A 15,255-nucleotide genomic window follows, 5' to 3' on the forward strand; every position below is an offset into this window, starting at 1 on the left:
GCCGGCGGACCCTAGAAACCCCTGGTCCGCTTGGCGGCCCGCCGCTTCTCCGCGGACCCGATCCGCAGGAACATCCGGGAGATCTCCGACCCGAGATTCACCCCGATGGCGATGGCCATGGCGAGCGCCACCGCCTTCGACAGCGACACCAGTCCTTCGTCCACCTCGTTCTGCGCGATCGCCAGCAGCCCGAAGTACGTCGCGGAACCCGGCAGCAGGGGTCCGATCGCCGCCGTCGTGTAGGGCAGGGCGGAGGCGAACTGGTACCGGGACAGCAACTGTCCGAAGAGTCCCACCAGCCCCGCGGCCGCCGCCGTCGAGGCCACCGGCGAGATGTCCCCCACGTAGTGCATCGCGCCGTACACGACCCACGCGACACCGCCGTTCAGCGTCACCCACACCACGGTGGATCGTTCCTGCTGGAGCAGCACCGCGAACGCCAGTGACAGCAGCATCGACGCGCCGATCATCATCGCCGGGTCGTCGGAGGCCCCGAGCGCCTGGTCGGGGTTCAGCCGCGCCCCCAGCTGCACGCCGAAGTACAGCACCATCAGCACACCCGCGACGATGCCCACGAAGAAGTACATGACCTCCAGCAGCCGCGCGGAGGCGGTGATGTAGAAGCCGGTCAGACCGTCCTGCACTCCCGCCACCAGCGCCCGCCCGGGCAGCAGCGCGAACAGCCCACCGGTGATCACCGCCGACGCCTTCACGTCGACGTGGGCCAGCGTCAGCGCGATCCCGATCGCGGCCGGCGGCGTCGCGGCCACGGTGAACTGGTAGAACTCCGGCAGCCCGCGCCCCGCGCACAGCCACGCCAGCCGGTCGCCGAGCATCGCGCCCAGGGCGGCCGCGACGAACACGATCAGATCACCGCCGACGAGCACGGAGGCCGCACCCGCCAGCAGCCCGCTCGCACCGGTCAGCGCCCAGCCGGGGTAGGGGTGCCGGTTACGGCGGATCTCGGCGAGCCGCCGGTAGGCCTCCTCAAGGGAGACCGCCGTCTCGTCGTCGCTGAGGTCGTCCACCAGCTGGTACACGGCCGCCAGCCGCGTGTAGTCGGTGCCTCTGCGGCGCACGGTCCGCGACGCCGTGACCGGGTCGTCGACGAGCGACGGCTGGTACGAGATCGCCAGCAGCGTGAAGGTGACGTTGGGCTCGCAGCGGTCCAGGCCGTACGACCGGCAGACGGCGAACATGGCCGCCTCGACGTCCTCGGCGCCCTCACCGCCCGCGAGCAGCAACTCGCCGATACGCAGCGTCAGGTCGAGCACGCGCGGCACGGCGGGCCCCGAGTCGTCGGTGCCGCGCTGGCTCGGTTCCGGCGCCGGCCGCTCCGCCACCGGCATGCGCAGCATGGTGCGCATCCGGTCCTGCCAGGGCACGTCCTTGGTCAGGCTGACCACGGGGATCCCGCTCGGCGGGGTGAACGCCGACGGGGCGTGCTTCGAGCTGTACGTGCTCGGCGGCGTGAACGCCGACCCCTCCGGCTCCGCCGACGGCACCTGCGAGACGTCCAGCCCCTCCGGCAGGGCGAACTCGGACGTCGCCTCGGACTCCGTACCGGTCGCCTTGGGCACGGCCAGGCCCTCGGGGATCGCGAACTCCGACGTCGTCGACATGTCCCCGTCGACGGCGGCCCCCGCCGGCGGCAGGAACATGCTCCTGGCCTCGTCCGACTTCGGCTTGCGGTCTTCCGCGTCCGTCACTGCCTGGCGCTCCCTGTACGACACGTAAGCCTCAGTACCCCCAGCCTCAGTATGCGCACATACAGGCGAACGGGCCGCACGCGCAGGCGTACGGCCCGTGAGCATCAGAAGGGTCAGTGACCGCCCTGGTCCTTGAAGCGCTTGTAGGACCGCTCGATCTCGGCCTCGGCCTCGGTGCGGCCCACCCAGTCGGCGCCCTCGACCGACTTGCCGGGCTCCAGGTCCTTGTAGACCTCGAAGAAGTGCTGGATCTCCAGGCGGTCGAACTCCGACACGTGGTGGATGTCCCGCAGGTGCTCCACACGGGGGTCCGTCGCCGGCACGCACAGCAGCTTGTCGTCGCCACCGGCCTCGTCCGTCATCCGGAACATGCCGATCGCCCGGCACTTGATGAGGCAGCCCGGGAAGGTCGGCTCGTCCAGGATGACCAGCGCGTCCAGCGGGTCGCCGTCCTCGCCGAGGGTGTTCTCGACGAAGCCGTAGTCGGTCGGGTAGGCGGTCGAGGTGAAGAGGCGCCGGTCCAGGCGGATACGACCGGTCTCGTGGTCCACCTCGTACTTGTTGCGCGAACCCTTCGGAATCTCGATCGTGACGTCGAACTCCACCGGTGGCTCCTCCATGATCAACACATAGTTCTGGTGGTTAAGTGTCCCTCACGCAGGTGTGTGATCGCGAAAGGGGCTGGTGGTCGTGCCGGAGCTGCGTCCTTGGCGGGCCGCGAGACCGCATGTGGTGCGGATCGCGAACGCCGTACGACCGCGCCTGGCCAGGGCCGCCGCAGCCGCGAAACCACGGGTCGCGCGGCTCGCCAGAGCCGGGAAACCGCAGGTCACACGGGTCACGCGGCCCTGGCAGTACACCGCGGGCGCCACCACCGCCGGTCTGGCGCTGGCCGCCGGTGTGGTGACCGCCGCCGGCCCCTGGGATTCCTCGGGTCAGCGTACGGCCGAGCGGGACCGGGCCGCGGCCCTGGGCCGCGCGGGTGGCACAGATCACGGCCGTGTCCCCGGCGCGCCCGCGCAGCCCCGGCCGGCCCCCAGCGCCGGACCCGTGCTGACCGGCCTGGGCGGCATCAGCACAGTGAAGTCCGCCCCGGACGGCAAGGCCCTCGCGAAGACCCTCATGCCCCTGCTGAAGGACCCGGCGCTCGGCCCCCGGCCCGCGGCGGCGGTCCTGGACGTCACGACCGGCAGACGCCTGTACGGCACCGCCTCGGACGCCGCCCTCACCCCGGCCTCGACGACGAAGATCGCCACGGCCGTCGCCGCGCTGTCCGCGATGGGCGCCGACCACCGCCTCACCACCCGCGCCGCGCTGGAACCCGACACGAAGGAGGTCGTCCTGGTCGGCGGCGGCGACCCCACCCTCACGGCCCGCGAGGCCTCCGACGGCTGGGCGAGCCTGCGCATCCTGGCCGACCAGACGGCCGCGGCCCTGGCCCAGCGCGGCGTCCGCGACGTGACGCTCTCCTACGACACGACCCTCTACGCGGGCAGCCAGAAGCACCCGATCGGAGTCAACCCCAATCTCGCCCTCGTCAGCCCCCTGATGGCCGACGAGGGCCGTACGAACGACTCGACGAGCGGCCCGGTCACCCGCGTGACCGACCCGGCCGCGGACGCGGCCCGCCGCTTCGGGGACCTCCTGAAGGACCGCGGCATCAAGGCCACCTCCCCCGGATTGTCGAAGGCCACGACCCGCGCGAAGACCCTGGCCACGGTCGCCTCGCCCCCGCTCTCGGCCCTCGTCGAACGGATGCTGACCGACAGCGACAACGACATCGCCGAGGCCCTCGCCCGCCACACGGCGATCGCCACGGGCCACCGGGCCGACTTCGCCGGCGCCGACCTGGCGATCAACGCCCGGCTCCGCACACTCGGCCTGCCCGTCAAGGGAGCCGCCTTCAAGGACGGCAGCGGCCTGAACCGCGCCGACAGAATGACGGCCGGCCTCCTCACCGCCCTCCTCGCCAAGGCGGCCGACCCCGCCCACCCCGAACTCCGCCCGGCCCTCACCGGCCTCCCCGTCGCCGGCTTCACCGGCACCCTGACCACCCGCTACACGAACGGCGCAGCCGGCGTGGTCCGCGCCAAGACAGGCACCCTGACCGGCGTGAACACCCTCGCGGGCACGGTCGTCGACCAGAACGGCCGCCTGCTGGCTTTCGCCTTCATGGCCAACAACACGACAAACCCGGCGGCGGCCCAGAAGGCCCTGGACAGGGCGGCGACGACGTTGGCGGCGTGCGGCTGCCGGTAACTGCCTACCTGGCCGCAGGCAGCCGTTCCGCCCGGCCGCGGGCAGCCGGTCTGCCTGGCCGTGGGCAGTCGTTCCGCTGGGGCGGAACGGGTGGGCACGGCCTGCAACGCCGAGCACCGGCCGAGAAACCCCGGCCATGCCGACCCTGGCGCACCGGCCACAACGCCCAGCACCCGACAACCAACCCGGCGACCCCCAACCCTCGCCGCCCTGCCCCAGCGGCCGGCGCTCACGTACGGTTGACGCATGACGAGCATCGGTGGTGCTTCAACCGGCATGGTCGACTGGAATCTCGCGGTGGCGACCGCGACCCGGCTCGTACGGCCGGGCCCCGACGTCAGCGCCGACGAGGCCCGGGCCGTCGTCGCCGAGCTGCGGCGGCATGCCAAGGCCTCGGAGGGACACGTCCGGGGCTTCACCCGCCTGGGCACGGAGGAGGGCCACGACACCCCCGTCCTGGTCGTCGACCGCCCGGGCTGGATCCGCGCGAACGTCGCCGGCTTCCGGGAACTCCTGAAGCCCCTGCTCGACAAGATGCAGGACCGGCGCGGCAACACCCCCGGCGGCACGGTCATGAGCGCCGTCGGCGGCAAGGTCACCGGCGTGGAGCTGGGCATGCTCCTGTCCTTCCTGGCCTCCCGCGTCCTCGGCCAGTACGAGACCTTCGCCCCGGCCACACGCCAGCTTCCGGCCGGCGAGAACGGCGGCGGCAGGCTCCTGCTCGTCGCCCCGAACATCGTGCACGTGGAGCGCGAACTCGACGTCGACCCGCACGACTTCAGGCTCTGGGTGTGCCTGCACGAGGAGACCCACCGCACGCAGTTCACCGCCGTGCCCTGGCTGCGCGACCACCTCGAGGGCGAGATCCAGTCCTTCCTGGGCGAGACCGACGTCGACCCCATGACCGTCCTGGAACGCGTACGCGAAGCCGCCCAGAGCCTCGCCGGGGGTCGCCCCGAGGCCGAGGAGGACGACGGCGGCCGCTCCCTCGTCGAGATCGTGCAGACGCCCGCCCAGCGCGAGATCCTCGGCCGCCTCACCGCCGTGATGTCCCTGCTGGAGGGCCACGCCGACTTCGTGATGGACGGCGTCGGACCGGACGTCGTACCGAGCGTCGGGGAGATCCGCGAGAAGTTCCAGCAGCGCCGCGCCAAGGGCGCCTCCCGCCTGGACCTGGCCCTGCGCAAGCTGCTCGGCCTGGACGCCAAGCTCCGGCAGTACCGGGACGGCGAACGCTTCGTACGGGCCGTCGTCGACGAGGTCGGCATGGACGGCTTCAACCGCGTGTGGACCTCGCCCAACACCCTCCCCACCAAGACGGAGATCGCCAAACCGGCGGACTGGATCGCGCGGGTGCATCGCAGGGCCGAGTAGTGAACATCGCGGGAAGGTCGTGAAAGGAAACGGGCCCGCGGCAGGCGAACGCCCCTCCAATCACCCGTCCGAGGGACCGTGAGCGAGGGGTAGGCGTGCAATGCTCGGGGAACGGCCCGGTTCTGTCACCATCTACACACTCTGCGTGACCGACACTCGGGTTCACCCCCCGAAAACTTCATGAAGGGAACCGGACATGGGTCCCCATCCTGCGGTCGCGGCGATACGCCTGGCGGTCCGCCGCGTCCTCCACGACCTCCTCACCGAGCACCACCGCACCGCCGCCGCACTCCCGCACGCCCCCTCGCACGAGCTGCCGCCCCCGCCGCTCGTGCTCGTGGCATGCTCCGGCGGCGCCGACTCCATGGCCCTAGCCTCCGCCCTCGCCTTCGAGTCCCCGAAGCTCGGCATCAGAGCCGGTGGGGTGACCGTCGACCACGGTCTCCAGCCCGGCTCCGACCTGCGGGCCGCTGAAGTCGTCCTGCGCCTGCGCGAACTCGGCCTCGACCCGGTCGACTCCGTCTCCGTGACCGTGGGCCGCGCGGGCGGACCCGAAGCCGCCGCCCGCGACGCCCGCTACGCCGCGCTCGACACCGCCGCCGAACGCCACGGCGCCGCCGCGGTCCTGCTCGGCCACACGCGGGACGACCAGGCCGAAACCGTCCTGCTCGGCCTCGCCCGCGGCTCCGGCATCCGCTCCCTGTCCGGAATGGCCGCGGTCTCGGGGGCCGACGGCCGTTACCGGCGACCCTTCCTGGAACTCGACCGGCAGACCGCCCGCAAGGCCTGCATGGTCCAGTCCCTGCCCGTCTGGGACGACCCCCACAACGCCGACCCGGCCTACACCCGCTCCCGGCTGCGCCACGAAGGCCTGCCCGCCCTGGAGAAGGCCCTCGGCAAGGGAGTCGTCGAGGCCCTCGCCCGTACGGCCCGGCTCTCCCGCGACGACGCCGACGCCCTCGACTCCTGGGCCGCCCAGGCCGAGGCCACCGTCCGCGACGCCGCCGGGCTCCTGGAGTGCGCGAAGCTCTACGCCCTGCCGCCCGCCGTACGCCGCCGGATCCTGCGCCGGGCCGCCATCGCGGCCGGTGCCCCGGCCGGTTCGCTGTTCGCCCGGCACATCGAGGAAGTCGACCGGTTGATCACCGGCTGGCGCGGTCAGGGTGCCATCAACCTCCCCGGCAAGGTCGTGGCCCGGCGGCAGGGTGGCAGACTGGTGATTCGGCAAGGCTGAATCACGTCCCCTCCGGGAAGTCGGGGGAGGGGCCGCTCAGTCCGGGACGACCGAAAGTGATGCGGGTGGACGCGAAAGACATGGGTGCCGACCTTCAGCAGGTACTCATCACCAAGGAAGAGATCGACGCCAAGCTGGGCGAGCTGGCCGCGAAGATCGACGCGGAGTACGCGGGCAAGGACCTGCTGATCGTCGGCGTCCTCAAGGGCGCGGTGATGGTCATGGCCGATCTCGCGCGGGCGCTGTCCACCCCCCTCACCATGGACTGGATGGCCGTATCCTCGTACGGGGCGGGCACCCAGTCCTCCGGTGTGGTGCGGATCCTCAAGGACCTCGACACCGACATCAAGGGCAAGCACGTCCTCATCGTCGAGGACATCATCGACTCCGGCCTGACCCTGTCCTGGCTGATCTCCAACCTCGGCTCGCGCGAGCCCGCCTCCCTCAAGGTGTGCACGCTGCTGCGCAAGCCCGAGGCCGCGAAGGTCGCCATCGACGTGGAATGGGTCGGGTTCGACATCCCCAACGAGTTCGTCGTGGGCTACGGCCTCGACTACGCCGAGAAGTACCGCAACCTCCCGTTCGTCGGTACGCTCGCGCCCCACGTGTACGGCGGCTGAAACTCCGGCCGGGTGCCGTGACGGTGATCGGGAACCCCAGCGCGCTTCCCGCCGTTGGAGCATGCGTAGACGGATCGCCAGCCGTCCCGCGCGGCTTCAGGTGACAATGCTGGGGTACCGTCCGAAGAACAGGCTTTATCAAACTCACTATGGCAGGAGGGACGGGGCGGCACCGCTCCGTATGGATGGACGTGAAGCGATACTTCCGTGGGCCGGTCATGTGGATCGTGCTGGCCGTCCTTGCCGTGGTCGTGTTGATGCAGGTCGTCGGCTCGTCCGGCGGCTACAAGACGGTGGACACCGGCCAGGTCGTCCAGGCGATCAACCAGAACAAGGTGGAGTCGGCCAAGCTCACCACCGGCGATGACGAGACCATCAAGGTCACGCTCAAAGAGGGCGTAAAGGTCGAGGGCAGCTCCAAGATCCAGGCGAGCTACATCGGCAACCAGGGCGAGGACATCGCCAACACGCTGCAGAACAAGTTCCAGAACAAGCAGATCCCGGACGGCTACACGGTCTCGCCGTCCAAGCAGAACCCGTTCATCGGGATGCTGATCTCTTTCCTGCTTCCCTTGATTCTCATCGTGGTCCTCTTCCTGTTCCTGATGAACCAGATGCAGGGCGGCGGCTCCCGCGTCATGAACTTCGGGAAGTCCAAGGCCAAGCTCATCACCAAGGACACCCCCAAGACGACGTTCTCGGACGTCGCCGGTTCGGACGAGGCCGTCGAGGAACTCCACGAGATCAAGGAGTTCCTCCAGGAGCCGGCCAAGTTCCAGGCCGTCGGCGCCAAGATCCCCAAGGGCGTTCTGCTCTACGGGCCTCCCGGTACCGGCAAGACCCTGCTCGCGCGTGCCGTCGCGGGCGAGGCCGGAGTGCCGTTCTACTCGATCTCCGGTTCCGACTTCGTCGAGATGTTCGTCGGTGTCGGTGCCTCCCGTGTCCGTGACCTGTTCGAGCAGGCCAAGGCGAACGCCCCGGCGATCGTCTTCGTCGACGAGATCGACGCGGTCGGCCGCCACCGCGGCGCCGGCCTCGGCGGCGGTCACGACGAGCGCGAGCAGACGCTGAACCAGCTGCTCGTCGAGATGGACGGCTTCGACGTCAAGGGCGGCGTGATCCTCATCGCCGCGACGAACCGGCCCGACATCCTCGACCCGGCGCTGCTGCGCCCCGGCCGTTTCGACCGGCAGATCGCGGTCGACCGTCCGGACATGCAGGGCCGTCTGGAGATCCTCAAGGTCCACCAGAAGGGCAAGCCGGTCGCGCCCGACGTCGACCTGTCGGCCATGGCCCGCCGTACGCCCGGCATGACGGGTGCCGATCTGGCCAACGTGCTGAACGAGGCCGCCCTGCTGACGGCCCGCAGCGACAAGAAGCTGATCGACAACCACATGCTCGACGAGGCGATCGACCGTGTGGTCGCGGGCCCGCAGAAGCGGACCCGGATCATGTCGGACAAGGAGAAGAAGATCACCGCGTACCACGAGGGCGGACACGCCCTGGTCGCGGCGGCTTCGCCCAACTCCGATCCCGTCCACAAGATCACGATCCTGTCGAGAGGCCGCGCCCTCGGCTACACGATGGTGCTGCCGGACGAGGACAAGTACTCGACCACGCGCAACGAGATGCTGGATCAGCTGGCCTACATGCTGGGCGGCCGCGCGGCCGAGGAGCTCGTCTTCCACGACCCGACGACGGGTGCCGCCAACGACATCGAGAAGGCCACGGGCCTGGCCCGCGCGATGGTCACGCAGTACGGCATGACCGAGCGTCTCGGCGCGATCAAGTTCGGCGGCGACAACACCGAGCCGTTCCTCGGGCGTGAGATGTCTCACCAGCGCGACTACTCGGAAGAGGTCGCGGCGCTGGTCGACGAAGAGGTCAAGAAGCTCATCGAGACCGCGCACAACGAGGCGTGGGAGATCCTGGTCGAGAACCGTGACGTCCTCGACAACCTCGTGCTGCAGCTGCTGGAGAAGGAGACGCTGGGCAAGGAGGAGATCGCCGAGATCTTCGCCCCGATCGTCAAGCGCCCGCCGCGGCCTGCCTGGACGGGCTCTTCCCGTCGTACGCCGTCCACCCGCCCGCCGGTCCTCTCCCCCAAGGAGCTGGCACTGACGAACGGGGCGAACGGCGCGACGCCGGCCATCACCACCGCGAAGAGCACCGCGGCGGAACCCGCCCCGGCGCCCGAGCGAGCCCCGGAGGACCGCCCCGAGAGCTGACCCGCTCTCCCGGCGGCCCCACCGGGCCCGGAATGGATGCCGCGCCCCCCAGGTTTTAGCCTGGGGGGCGCGGCTTTTCGCCATCTGCGCAGGCCGCCCCCTGATGGACACAGGAACGAGGCACCAGATGACCGACCCCGTGACGCTGGACGGCGAGGGCCAGATCGGCGAGTTCGACGAGAAGCGGGCCGAGAACGCCGTACGGGAGCTGCTGATCGCGGTCGGCGAGGACCCTGACCGCGAGGGACTCCGCGAGACGCCGGCGCGGGTGGCGCGGGCGTACAAGGAGATATTCGCGGGGCTGTGGCAGAAGCCCGAGGACGTGCTGACGACGACGTTCGACCTCGGGCATGACGAGATGGTGCTGGTGAAGGACATCGAAGTCCTGAGCTCGTGTGAACACCATCTCGTGCCGTTTGTCGGAGTTGCCCACGTTGGCTACATTCCGTCCGTCGAGGGTAAGATCACCGGCCTCTCCAAGCTGGCGCGGCTCGTGGACGTGTACGCGCGCCGTCCGCAGGTGCAGGAGCGACTGACCACACAGATCGCCGACTCCCTGATGGAGATCCTGGAGCCGCGTGGCGTGATCGTCGTCATCGAGTGCGAACACATGTGCATGTCGATGCGCGGGGTCCGAAAGCCGGGTGCGAAGACGATCACCTCGGCGGTCCGCGGCCAGCTTCGTGATCCCGCGACCCGCAATGAGGCCATGAGCCTGATCATGGCGCGCTGACCCGAGCCCCGGGGCTCCCGGGGCGGGTCACGTCGTGGGGGCCGCCCCCGTGCCGTCGTGTTCGTCGTCCTCCGGGAGCTTGCAGACGCGCTCCAGGAAGATGGCGGCCGCTATGACGCCGATGCCCGCGAGGACCGAGAAGCCGGCGGAGATGGCCTGGTCGCGGCGGGCGGGGTTGTCGAGGGACTCCAGGAGGAAGACGCCGGTGCCGCCGTACATGCCGGCGACAAGGGCGGCTACCAGGGCGCTGGCCTGGCCGAAGACGACCGCGCGGGCCGCCATCATGGGGTCGACGCCCTTGGCGTCGGGCTGCCGCTCGCGCTGGGCCTTCAGCCGGGCGCGGATCGAGAGCGCCGTGGCCAGCAGGACCACGGCGATCAGAGCCAGGACGATGGGGGCGGCCAGGGGGACGCTCGGCAGGGTCCCGATCGAGTTCCACAGGCGGGCGCCCGCCCAGGACAGCACCCCCGCCACGACGAAGACGCCGGCCAGCACCCTGATGCGCAGCTCTTTCACAGTGTCCCTTCGGTTCCCCCGGCTCCGGCCTGGTTGTGCGGCCGTCTCGACCTTAACGGCTACTCGGGCAGCCGGAGTTCCAAGTCCGGGCGGGGCGCCACGCCGTCGCGGGTGACGGCGTCCAGCAGACCGGCGACCGGGCCGCGCCCGGGGAGCTGCGCCTCGGGATCCAGGTCGTGCCAGGGGGCCAGGACGAAGGCGCGCTCGTGGGCGCGGGGGTGGGGGAGCGTGAGCTGCGGGTCGTCGGAGACGACGTCGGCGTAGGACACGATGTCGACGTCCAGGGTGCGCGGGCCCCAGTGCTCGTCCCGGACGCGGTGGAAGGCCTCCTCGACCGCGTGCGCGCGCTCCAGCAGCGAGGACGGCGGCAGGGTGGTCTTCAGGACCACGACCGCGTTGAAGTAGGCGGGCTGGCTGCCGGGCTCCACGCCCCAGGGTTCGGTCTCGTAGACCGGGGAGACGGCCTTGATGCGGAGACCGGGGGTGTCCTCCAGGGCGTCGATGGCTCCCTGGAGGGTCTCCAGGCGGTTGCCGAGGTTCGAGCCGAGGGCGACCACGGCCCGTTTCGGGTTGCTGAGCGTGGTGTCGGCGGCGTCGACCTTCTCGACGACGGAGGCGGGTACCGGCTGTACGGTCGGGTCGCTGGGACCCTTGAGGAAGGGCGCGGTCATACTCGGCTCCGGGTGATGGTGACGGTCACGTCGTCGAAGGGGACCGTGATCGGGGCGTCCGGCTTGTGGACGCACACCTCGACCTCCCGGACCCCGTCGTGCTTCAGACAGACCTGGGCGATGCGCTCGGCGAGCGTCTCGATGAGGTTGACGGGCTCGCCCTGGACGACGGCCACGACCTCCTCGGCCACGATGCCGTAGTGCACGGTCTTCGCCAGGTCGTCGTCGGCCGCGGCCGGTCGGGTGTCCAGGCCGAGGACGAGGTCCACGATGAAGGTCTGGCCCTCCTCGCGTTCCCTCGGGAACACACCGTGGTGCCCGCGGGCCTTCAGGCCGCGCAGCGCGACACGATCCACGCGAATCACTCCTGCAATCGTTGGTCACGGCCGGTCCGTGCCGTGTGCGGGCGGCAACCGGCCTCGGTCGAATCTACCTGCGAGCCCGGACGGGGCCGGGCCACGGGGGCGTGGGCCCGGGCCGGGGCCGGCAGGATTCACCCGGCGTTTCCCCTGGAGAACCCGGCGGCTCACGGGTTGGTAGCCGCCCATACCCGCGGGTCCGTGATTCCAACCACTTCCTGCCGCGTACCCACTCAGGCGGGGGTGTCGTCCTGCTCGTCCTCGTCGGTTTCGGCCAGAACGGGGGAAGCGTGGTGCGACCAGAGTTTCCACCCCGAGGGCGTGCGCCGGAACACGTTGGTGGCGACCACGAGCTGGCCGACGAGCGGGCCGAGCTCCTCGTCGCCCTCGGGGGCGGGGCCGCCGCTGAGGATGTTCTCCGTGCAGGTCACCAGGGCGGTGTCGCCGGTCACCGAGACGTGCACGTCGGTGAGGAAGAACTGGATGTAGTCGGTGTTGGCCATGATCAGCGCGTACGACCGGAGGACCTCGCCGCGGCCGGTGAGCACCGGCCAGCCGGGGTGCACGCAGGAGACCACGCCGGTGTCGGCCGGGTCGTGGTACGTCTCGTCCACGCCCAGGTCGGAGGGGGTCAGCCAGAGCGACGCCAGTTCCTCGAAGTCGCCCTGTTCCAGCGCCTCGTAGAAGGCGGTGTTGGCGGCCTCGACCTGTTCGACGTCGGTGTGCGGGGCGCTCACCGGGTTCCTTCTGCGCCGGTGCGTGCCTGTGCGATGGCGTGGGCGACGCGCACGGCGTCCGCCGTGGCGCGCACCTCGTGCACGCGTACCGCCCACGCGCCGGCGTGCGCCGCGAGCGCGGAGACGGCCGCGGTGGCGGCGTCGCGTTCGCGTGCGGGCGGGGGCGGACCGTCCGGGCCGGCGAGGACCCGGCCGAGGAACCGCTTGCGGGAGGCGGCGACGAGCAGCGGGTGGCCGAGGGCGAGGACCCGGTCGAGGCCCGCGATGAGCGCGAGGTCGTGCTCGGCGTCCTTGGAGAAGCCGAGGCCGGGGTCGACGACGACCCGGTCGGGGGTGATGCCGCCCGCCAGCACGGCCTCCACGCGCGCGTGCAGCTCGTCGACGACCTCGGTGACGACGTCGGTGTACACGCCGCGGACGTTGCCGCCCTGGAGGAAGCCGCGCCAGTGCATGACGACGAAGGGGGCGCCGGCGTCGGCGACGGCCGGGATCATGCGGGGGTCGGCGAGGCCGCCGCTGACGTCGTTGACGAGGGCGGCACCCGCCGCGAGGGCCCGCTCGGCGACGGAGGCGCGCATGGTGTCGACCGAGACGGTGACGCCTTCGGAGGCCAGGCCGCGCACGACGGGGACGACACGGCGGAGTTCCTCGGCCTCGTCCACCCGGGTCGCGCCGGGGCGGGTCGACTCGCCGCCGACGTCGACCAGGTCCGCGCCCTCGCTGACCAGGTCGAGGCCGTGTTTGACGGCGGCCGTGGTGTCGAAGAAGCGGCCGCCGTCGGAGAAGGAGTCGGGGGTGACGTTCACGACTCCCATGACCGCGCAGCGGTCCCAGTCCGGTAGGCCCGCCACGCGCCCGCGTCCGCTCAGGTTGCTCATATGTTCAGCGTAGGCCCCGGCGGGGGCCGTCAGGCGCTGCGGCTGGTCCCGACAGGTCACGCCGCTCGGACGTTCCGTTCCGTCGTCGTGCCGTGGGCGCACGGACGGGGGCCCGACGGGCGACGGCGGCGCAGGAGGCGCGGCAGGGGGAGGGCGAGGTTGACGAAGCCCTCGGCCTGCATGGCGGCGAAACCGATGCGGGGCAGGTCGCCGGAGGCCCGGTAGACGACGAAGCGGGGTTCCCAGCGGGGCTGGAACTTGGCGTTGAACTTGTAGAGCGACTCGATCTGGAACCAGCGGGAGAGGAAGACCAGCAGTCCGCGCCAGGCGCGCAGCACCGGGCCGGCGCCGATCTTCTCGCCGCGGGCCAGCGCCGCGCGGAACATGGCGAAGTTGAGGGAGACGCGCGCGACGCCGAGCTTCGGGGCGGCCTGGAGGGCGGCCACGATGAGGAGTTCGTTCATGCCGGGGTCGGCGGAGCGGTCGCGGCGCATGAGGTCCAGGGAGGCGCCGTCGGTGCCCCAGGGCACGAAGTGCAGGATCGCCTTCAGGTCGCCGTAGGGGCCGGGGTGGTCGTCCTGCTTGTGGGCGGTGGCGATGAGGCAGTCGCCGTCGGCGGGGTCGCCGACGCGGCCCAGGGCCATGGAGAAGCCGCGCTCGGTGTCGGTGCCGCGCCAGTCGTCGGCGGCGCGCCGGATGCGCTCAAGTTCCGCCTCACCGACGTCACGGACACGTCGTACCCGGGTCTCGTAACCGGCGCGCTCGATGCGTTTGACCATCTGGCGCACGTTGCGCATCGCGCGGCCGGCGAGCGAGAAATCCTTGACGTCCACCACCGCCTCGTCGCCCAGTTCGAGGGCGTCGAGCCCCGTCTCGCGGGTCCACACCTCGCCGCCGGTCTCGGAGCAGCCCATGACGGCGGGTGTCCAGGAGTGGGCCTTGGCCTCGTCCATGAACCGTTCGATGGCGCCGGGCCAGGCCTCGACGTCGCCGATCGGGTCGCCGCTGGCGAGCATGACGCCGGAGACCACGCGGTAGGTCACGGCCGCCTTGCCGCTGGGGGAGAAGACGACGGCCTTGTCGCGGCGCAGCGCGAAGTGGCCGAGGGAGTCGCGGCCACCGTGCCGCTCCAGCAGGGCGCGCAGCCGGGCCTCGTCCTCCTCGGTGAGCTGCGCGGCCGGGTGTTCGGGGCGGAAGGCCAGGTAGATGGTGGTGACGGCGGTGAGCAGGCCGAGGGCGCCGAGTGAGAAGGCGACCGTCCAGGAGGTGTTGCCCTGGTAGTCGACCGGTCCCTCGAAGCCGAACAGTCCGTAGATGACGTGGGTGATGCGGTCGGCCAGGCTCGGGTCGCCGACCATGCGCTCGCCGTGGACGCTGACGACGAGCAGGCCCAGCAGCAGCGAACCGGCGCTCATCAGCACGAAGTTGGCGAGCGCCCGCCAGCGGCTGCGCGGGTCGGGCAGGGCCGAGAACTGGTCGCGGTGGCGCAGCAGCGGCGCCAGCAGGGCCAGTGAGATGAGCACGCCCACGATCGAGTGCCGGTACGTGAACTGCGCGACGGCACCGGCCGGCAGCAGGGCCACGGCGGCTCGCCAGGCCCGGCGCTTGCCGCGCTTGAGGCCGTGGGCGAGCAGCAGCAACAGCACTCCGGTGCTGAGGGACAGGGCGGCCGCGAACGGGCCGAGCGCGCCGGGCAGTACCTCGGCGATGGCGTGCATACGGCTGTGCCGGAAGCGCGGGAAGACGCCCGCGGCGATGTCCAGGACGCCCACCAGGGCGCAGGCTCTGCCGACCAGGACCGGGACGGCCTCGGGGCGTGGACCGCGCAGCCGGTGGCGCACACGGCTCACACGGCCCGTACCGGCCGTGGCGGTTCCCTGACGCGGAACCTCGCCCGGCATTTCCTCATCTGTCCTGACAGACATCGCATCCCGTAG

Annotated in this window: 14 protein-coding genes; 6 read left to right on the forward strand and 8 right to left on the reverse strand. The window is 71.1% G+C overall.

The features are described from left to right. Window positions 1–11: 11 nt before the first annotated feature. A complete protein-coding gene (locus CP976_RS24335) occupies window positions 12–1,709 on the reverse strand; it encodes a threonine/serine exporter family protein (protein ID WP_150482285.1) in 1,698 nt (565 codons plus the stop codon). Window positions 1,710–1,822: 113 nt separating this feature from the next. Beyond that, a complete protein-coding gene (locus tag CP976_RS24340) occupies window positions 1,823–2,314 on the reverse strand; it encodes an inorganic diphosphatase (RefSeq protein ID WP_031487466.1) in 492 nt (163 codons plus the stop codon). 79 nt (window positions 2,315–2,393) lie between these two features. On the opposite strand from CP976_RS24340, the gene dacB reads away from it, so the two are divergent. The 6 genes from dacB (at window position 2,394) to folE (ending at window position 10,157) form a co-directional block, all read left to right on the forward strand. After that, window positions 2,394–3,968, forward strand: coding sequence for a D-alanyl-D-alanine carboxypeptidase/D-alanyl-D-alanine endopeptidase (dacB, locus tag CP976_RS24345; protein WP_150482286.1), 1,575 nt, complete (start codon window positions 2,394–2,396; stop codon window positions 3,966–3,968). Window positions 3,969–4,214: 246 nt separating this feature from the next. Then, window positions 4,215–5,342, forward strand: a complete 1,128-nt coding sequence (locus tag CP976_RS24350; RefSeq protein ID WP_086851384.1) for a zinc-dependent metalloprotease — start codon at window positions 4,215–4,217, stop codon at window positions 5,340–5,342. A 196-nt stretch (window positions 5,343–5,538) separates the two neighbouring features. Continuing rightward, the gene (tilS, locus tag CP976_RS24355) at window positions 5,539–6,576 is read left to right on the forward strand and encodes a tRNA lysidine(34) synthetase TilS (protein WP_150482287.1); all 1,038 of its coding nucleotides are present in this window, start codon (window positions 5,539–5,541) and stop codon (window positions 6,574–6,576) included. A gap of 59 nt (window positions 6,577–6,635) precedes the next feature. Beyond that, complete coding sequence (gene hpt / locus CP976_RS24360; protein ID WP_086851389.1) at window positions 6,636–7,196, forward strand: hypoxanthine phosphoribosyltransferase; 561 nt, start codon at window positions 6,636–6,638, stop codon at window positions 7,194–7,196. A 185-nt stretch (window positions 7,197–7,381) separates the two neighbouring features. After that, window positions 7,382–9,424: an ATP-dependent zinc metalloprotease FtsH gene (ftsH, locus tag CP976_RS24365; protein WP_086851391.1), complete on the forward strand. Its 2,043-nt coding sequence runs from the start codon at window positions 7,382–7,384 to the stop codon at window positions 9,422–9,424. A gap of 127 nt (window positions 9,425–9,551) precedes the next feature. Then, the gene (folE, locus tag CP976_RS24370; protein WP_150482288.1) at window positions 9,552–10,157 is read left to right on the forward strand and encodes a GTP cyclohydrolase I FolE; all 606 of its coding nucleotides are present in this window, start codon (window positions 9,552–9,554) and stop codon (window positions 10,155–10,157) included. 27 nt (window positions 10,158–10,184) lie between these two features. Here folE and CP976_RS24375 read toward each other — a convergent pair whose 3' ends face one another. From CP976_RS24375 to CP976_RS24400, 6 genes are all read right to left on the reverse strand, one after another. Next, window positions 10,185–10,673, reverse strand: coding sequence for a DUF3180 domain-containing protein (locus CP976_RS24375; protein ID WP_150482289.1), 489 nt, complete (start codon window positions 10,671–10,673; stop codon window positions 10,185–10,187). Window positions 10,674–10,732: 59 nt separating this feature from the next. Further along, entirely contained in the window at window positions 10,733–11,344 is a 612-nt protein-coding gene (folK, locus tag CP976_RS24380; RefSeq protein WP_150482290.1) for a 2-amino-4-hydroxy-6-hydroxymethyldihydropteridine diphosphokinase, read from the reverse strand. Continuing rightward, window positions 11,341–11,700 (reverse strand): dihydroneopterin aldolase, encoded by a 360-nt coding sequence (folB, locus tag CP976_RS24385; RefSeq protein WP_150482291.1) that lies wholly within the window; start codon window positions 11,698–11,700, stop codon window positions 11,341–11,343. The genes folK and folB overlap by 4 nt, the downstream gene beginning before the upstream one ends. A 236-nt stretch (window positions 11,701–11,936) precedes the next feature. Further along, on the reverse strand, window positions 11,937–12,440 hold the full coding sequence (locus CP976_RS24390) for a nuclear transport factor 2 family protein (protein WP_086851403.1): 504 nt from the start codon (window positions 12,438–12,440) through the stop codon (window positions 11,937–11,939). After that, entirely contained in the window at window positions 12,437–13,318 is an 882-nt protein-coding gene (gene folP, locus CP976_RS24395; RefSeq protein ID WP_150482292.1) for a dihydropteroate synthase, read from the reverse strand. Before folP ends, CP976_RS24390 begins: the two co-directional genes overlap by 4 nt. 56 nt (window positions 13,319–13,374) lie before the next feature. Beyond that, window positions 13,375–15,219, reverse strand: a complete 1,845-nt coding sequence (locus tag CP976_RS24400) for a phosphatidylglycerol lysyltransferase domain-containing protein (protein WP_150482293.1) — start codon at window positions 15,217–15,219, stop codon at window positions 13,375–13,377. Window positions 15,220–15,255 lie beyond the last annotated feature (36 nt).

It is taken from the genome of Streptomyces coeruleorubidus (genome assembly GCF_008705135.1).
Classification (GTDB): domain Bacteria; phylum Actinomycetota; class Actinomycetes; order Streptomycetales; family Streptomycetaceae; genus Streptomyces; species Streptomyces coeruleofuscus.

Bases quoted from the DNA above. Each gene is read 5' to 3' on its own strand.
- ftsH (WP_086851391.1), top strand. From the start codon at position 7,382: ATGGACGTGAAGCGATACTTCCGTGGGCCGGTCATGTGGATCGTGCTG.
- folP (WP_150482292.1), bottom strand. From the start codon at position 13,318: ATGAGCAACCTGAGCGGACGCGGGCGCGTGGCGGGCCTACCGGACTGG.
- CP976_RS24350 (WP_086851384.1), top strand. From the start codon at position 4,215: ATGACGAGCATCGGTGGTGCTTCAACCGGCATGGTCGACTGGAATCTC.
- hpt (WP_086851389.1), top strand. From the start codon at position 6,636: ATGCGGGTGGACGCGAAAGACATGGGTGCCGACCTTCAGCAGGTACTC.
- folK (WP_150482290.1), bottom strand. From the start codon at position 11,344: ATGACCGCGCCCTTCCTCAAGGGTCCCAGCGACCCGACCGTACAGCCG.
- CP976_RS24400 (WP_150482293.1), bottom strand. From the start codon at position 15,219: ATGCCGGGCGAGGTTCCGCGTCAGGGAACCGCCACGGCCGGTACGGGC.
- tilS (WP_150482287.1), top strand. From the start codon at position 5,539: ATGGGTCCCCATCCTGCGGTCGCGGCGATACGCCTGGCGGTCCGCCGC.
- folE (WP_150482288.1), top strand. From the start codon at position 9,552: ATGACCGACCCCGTGACGCTGGACGGCGAGGGCCAGATCGGCGAGTTC.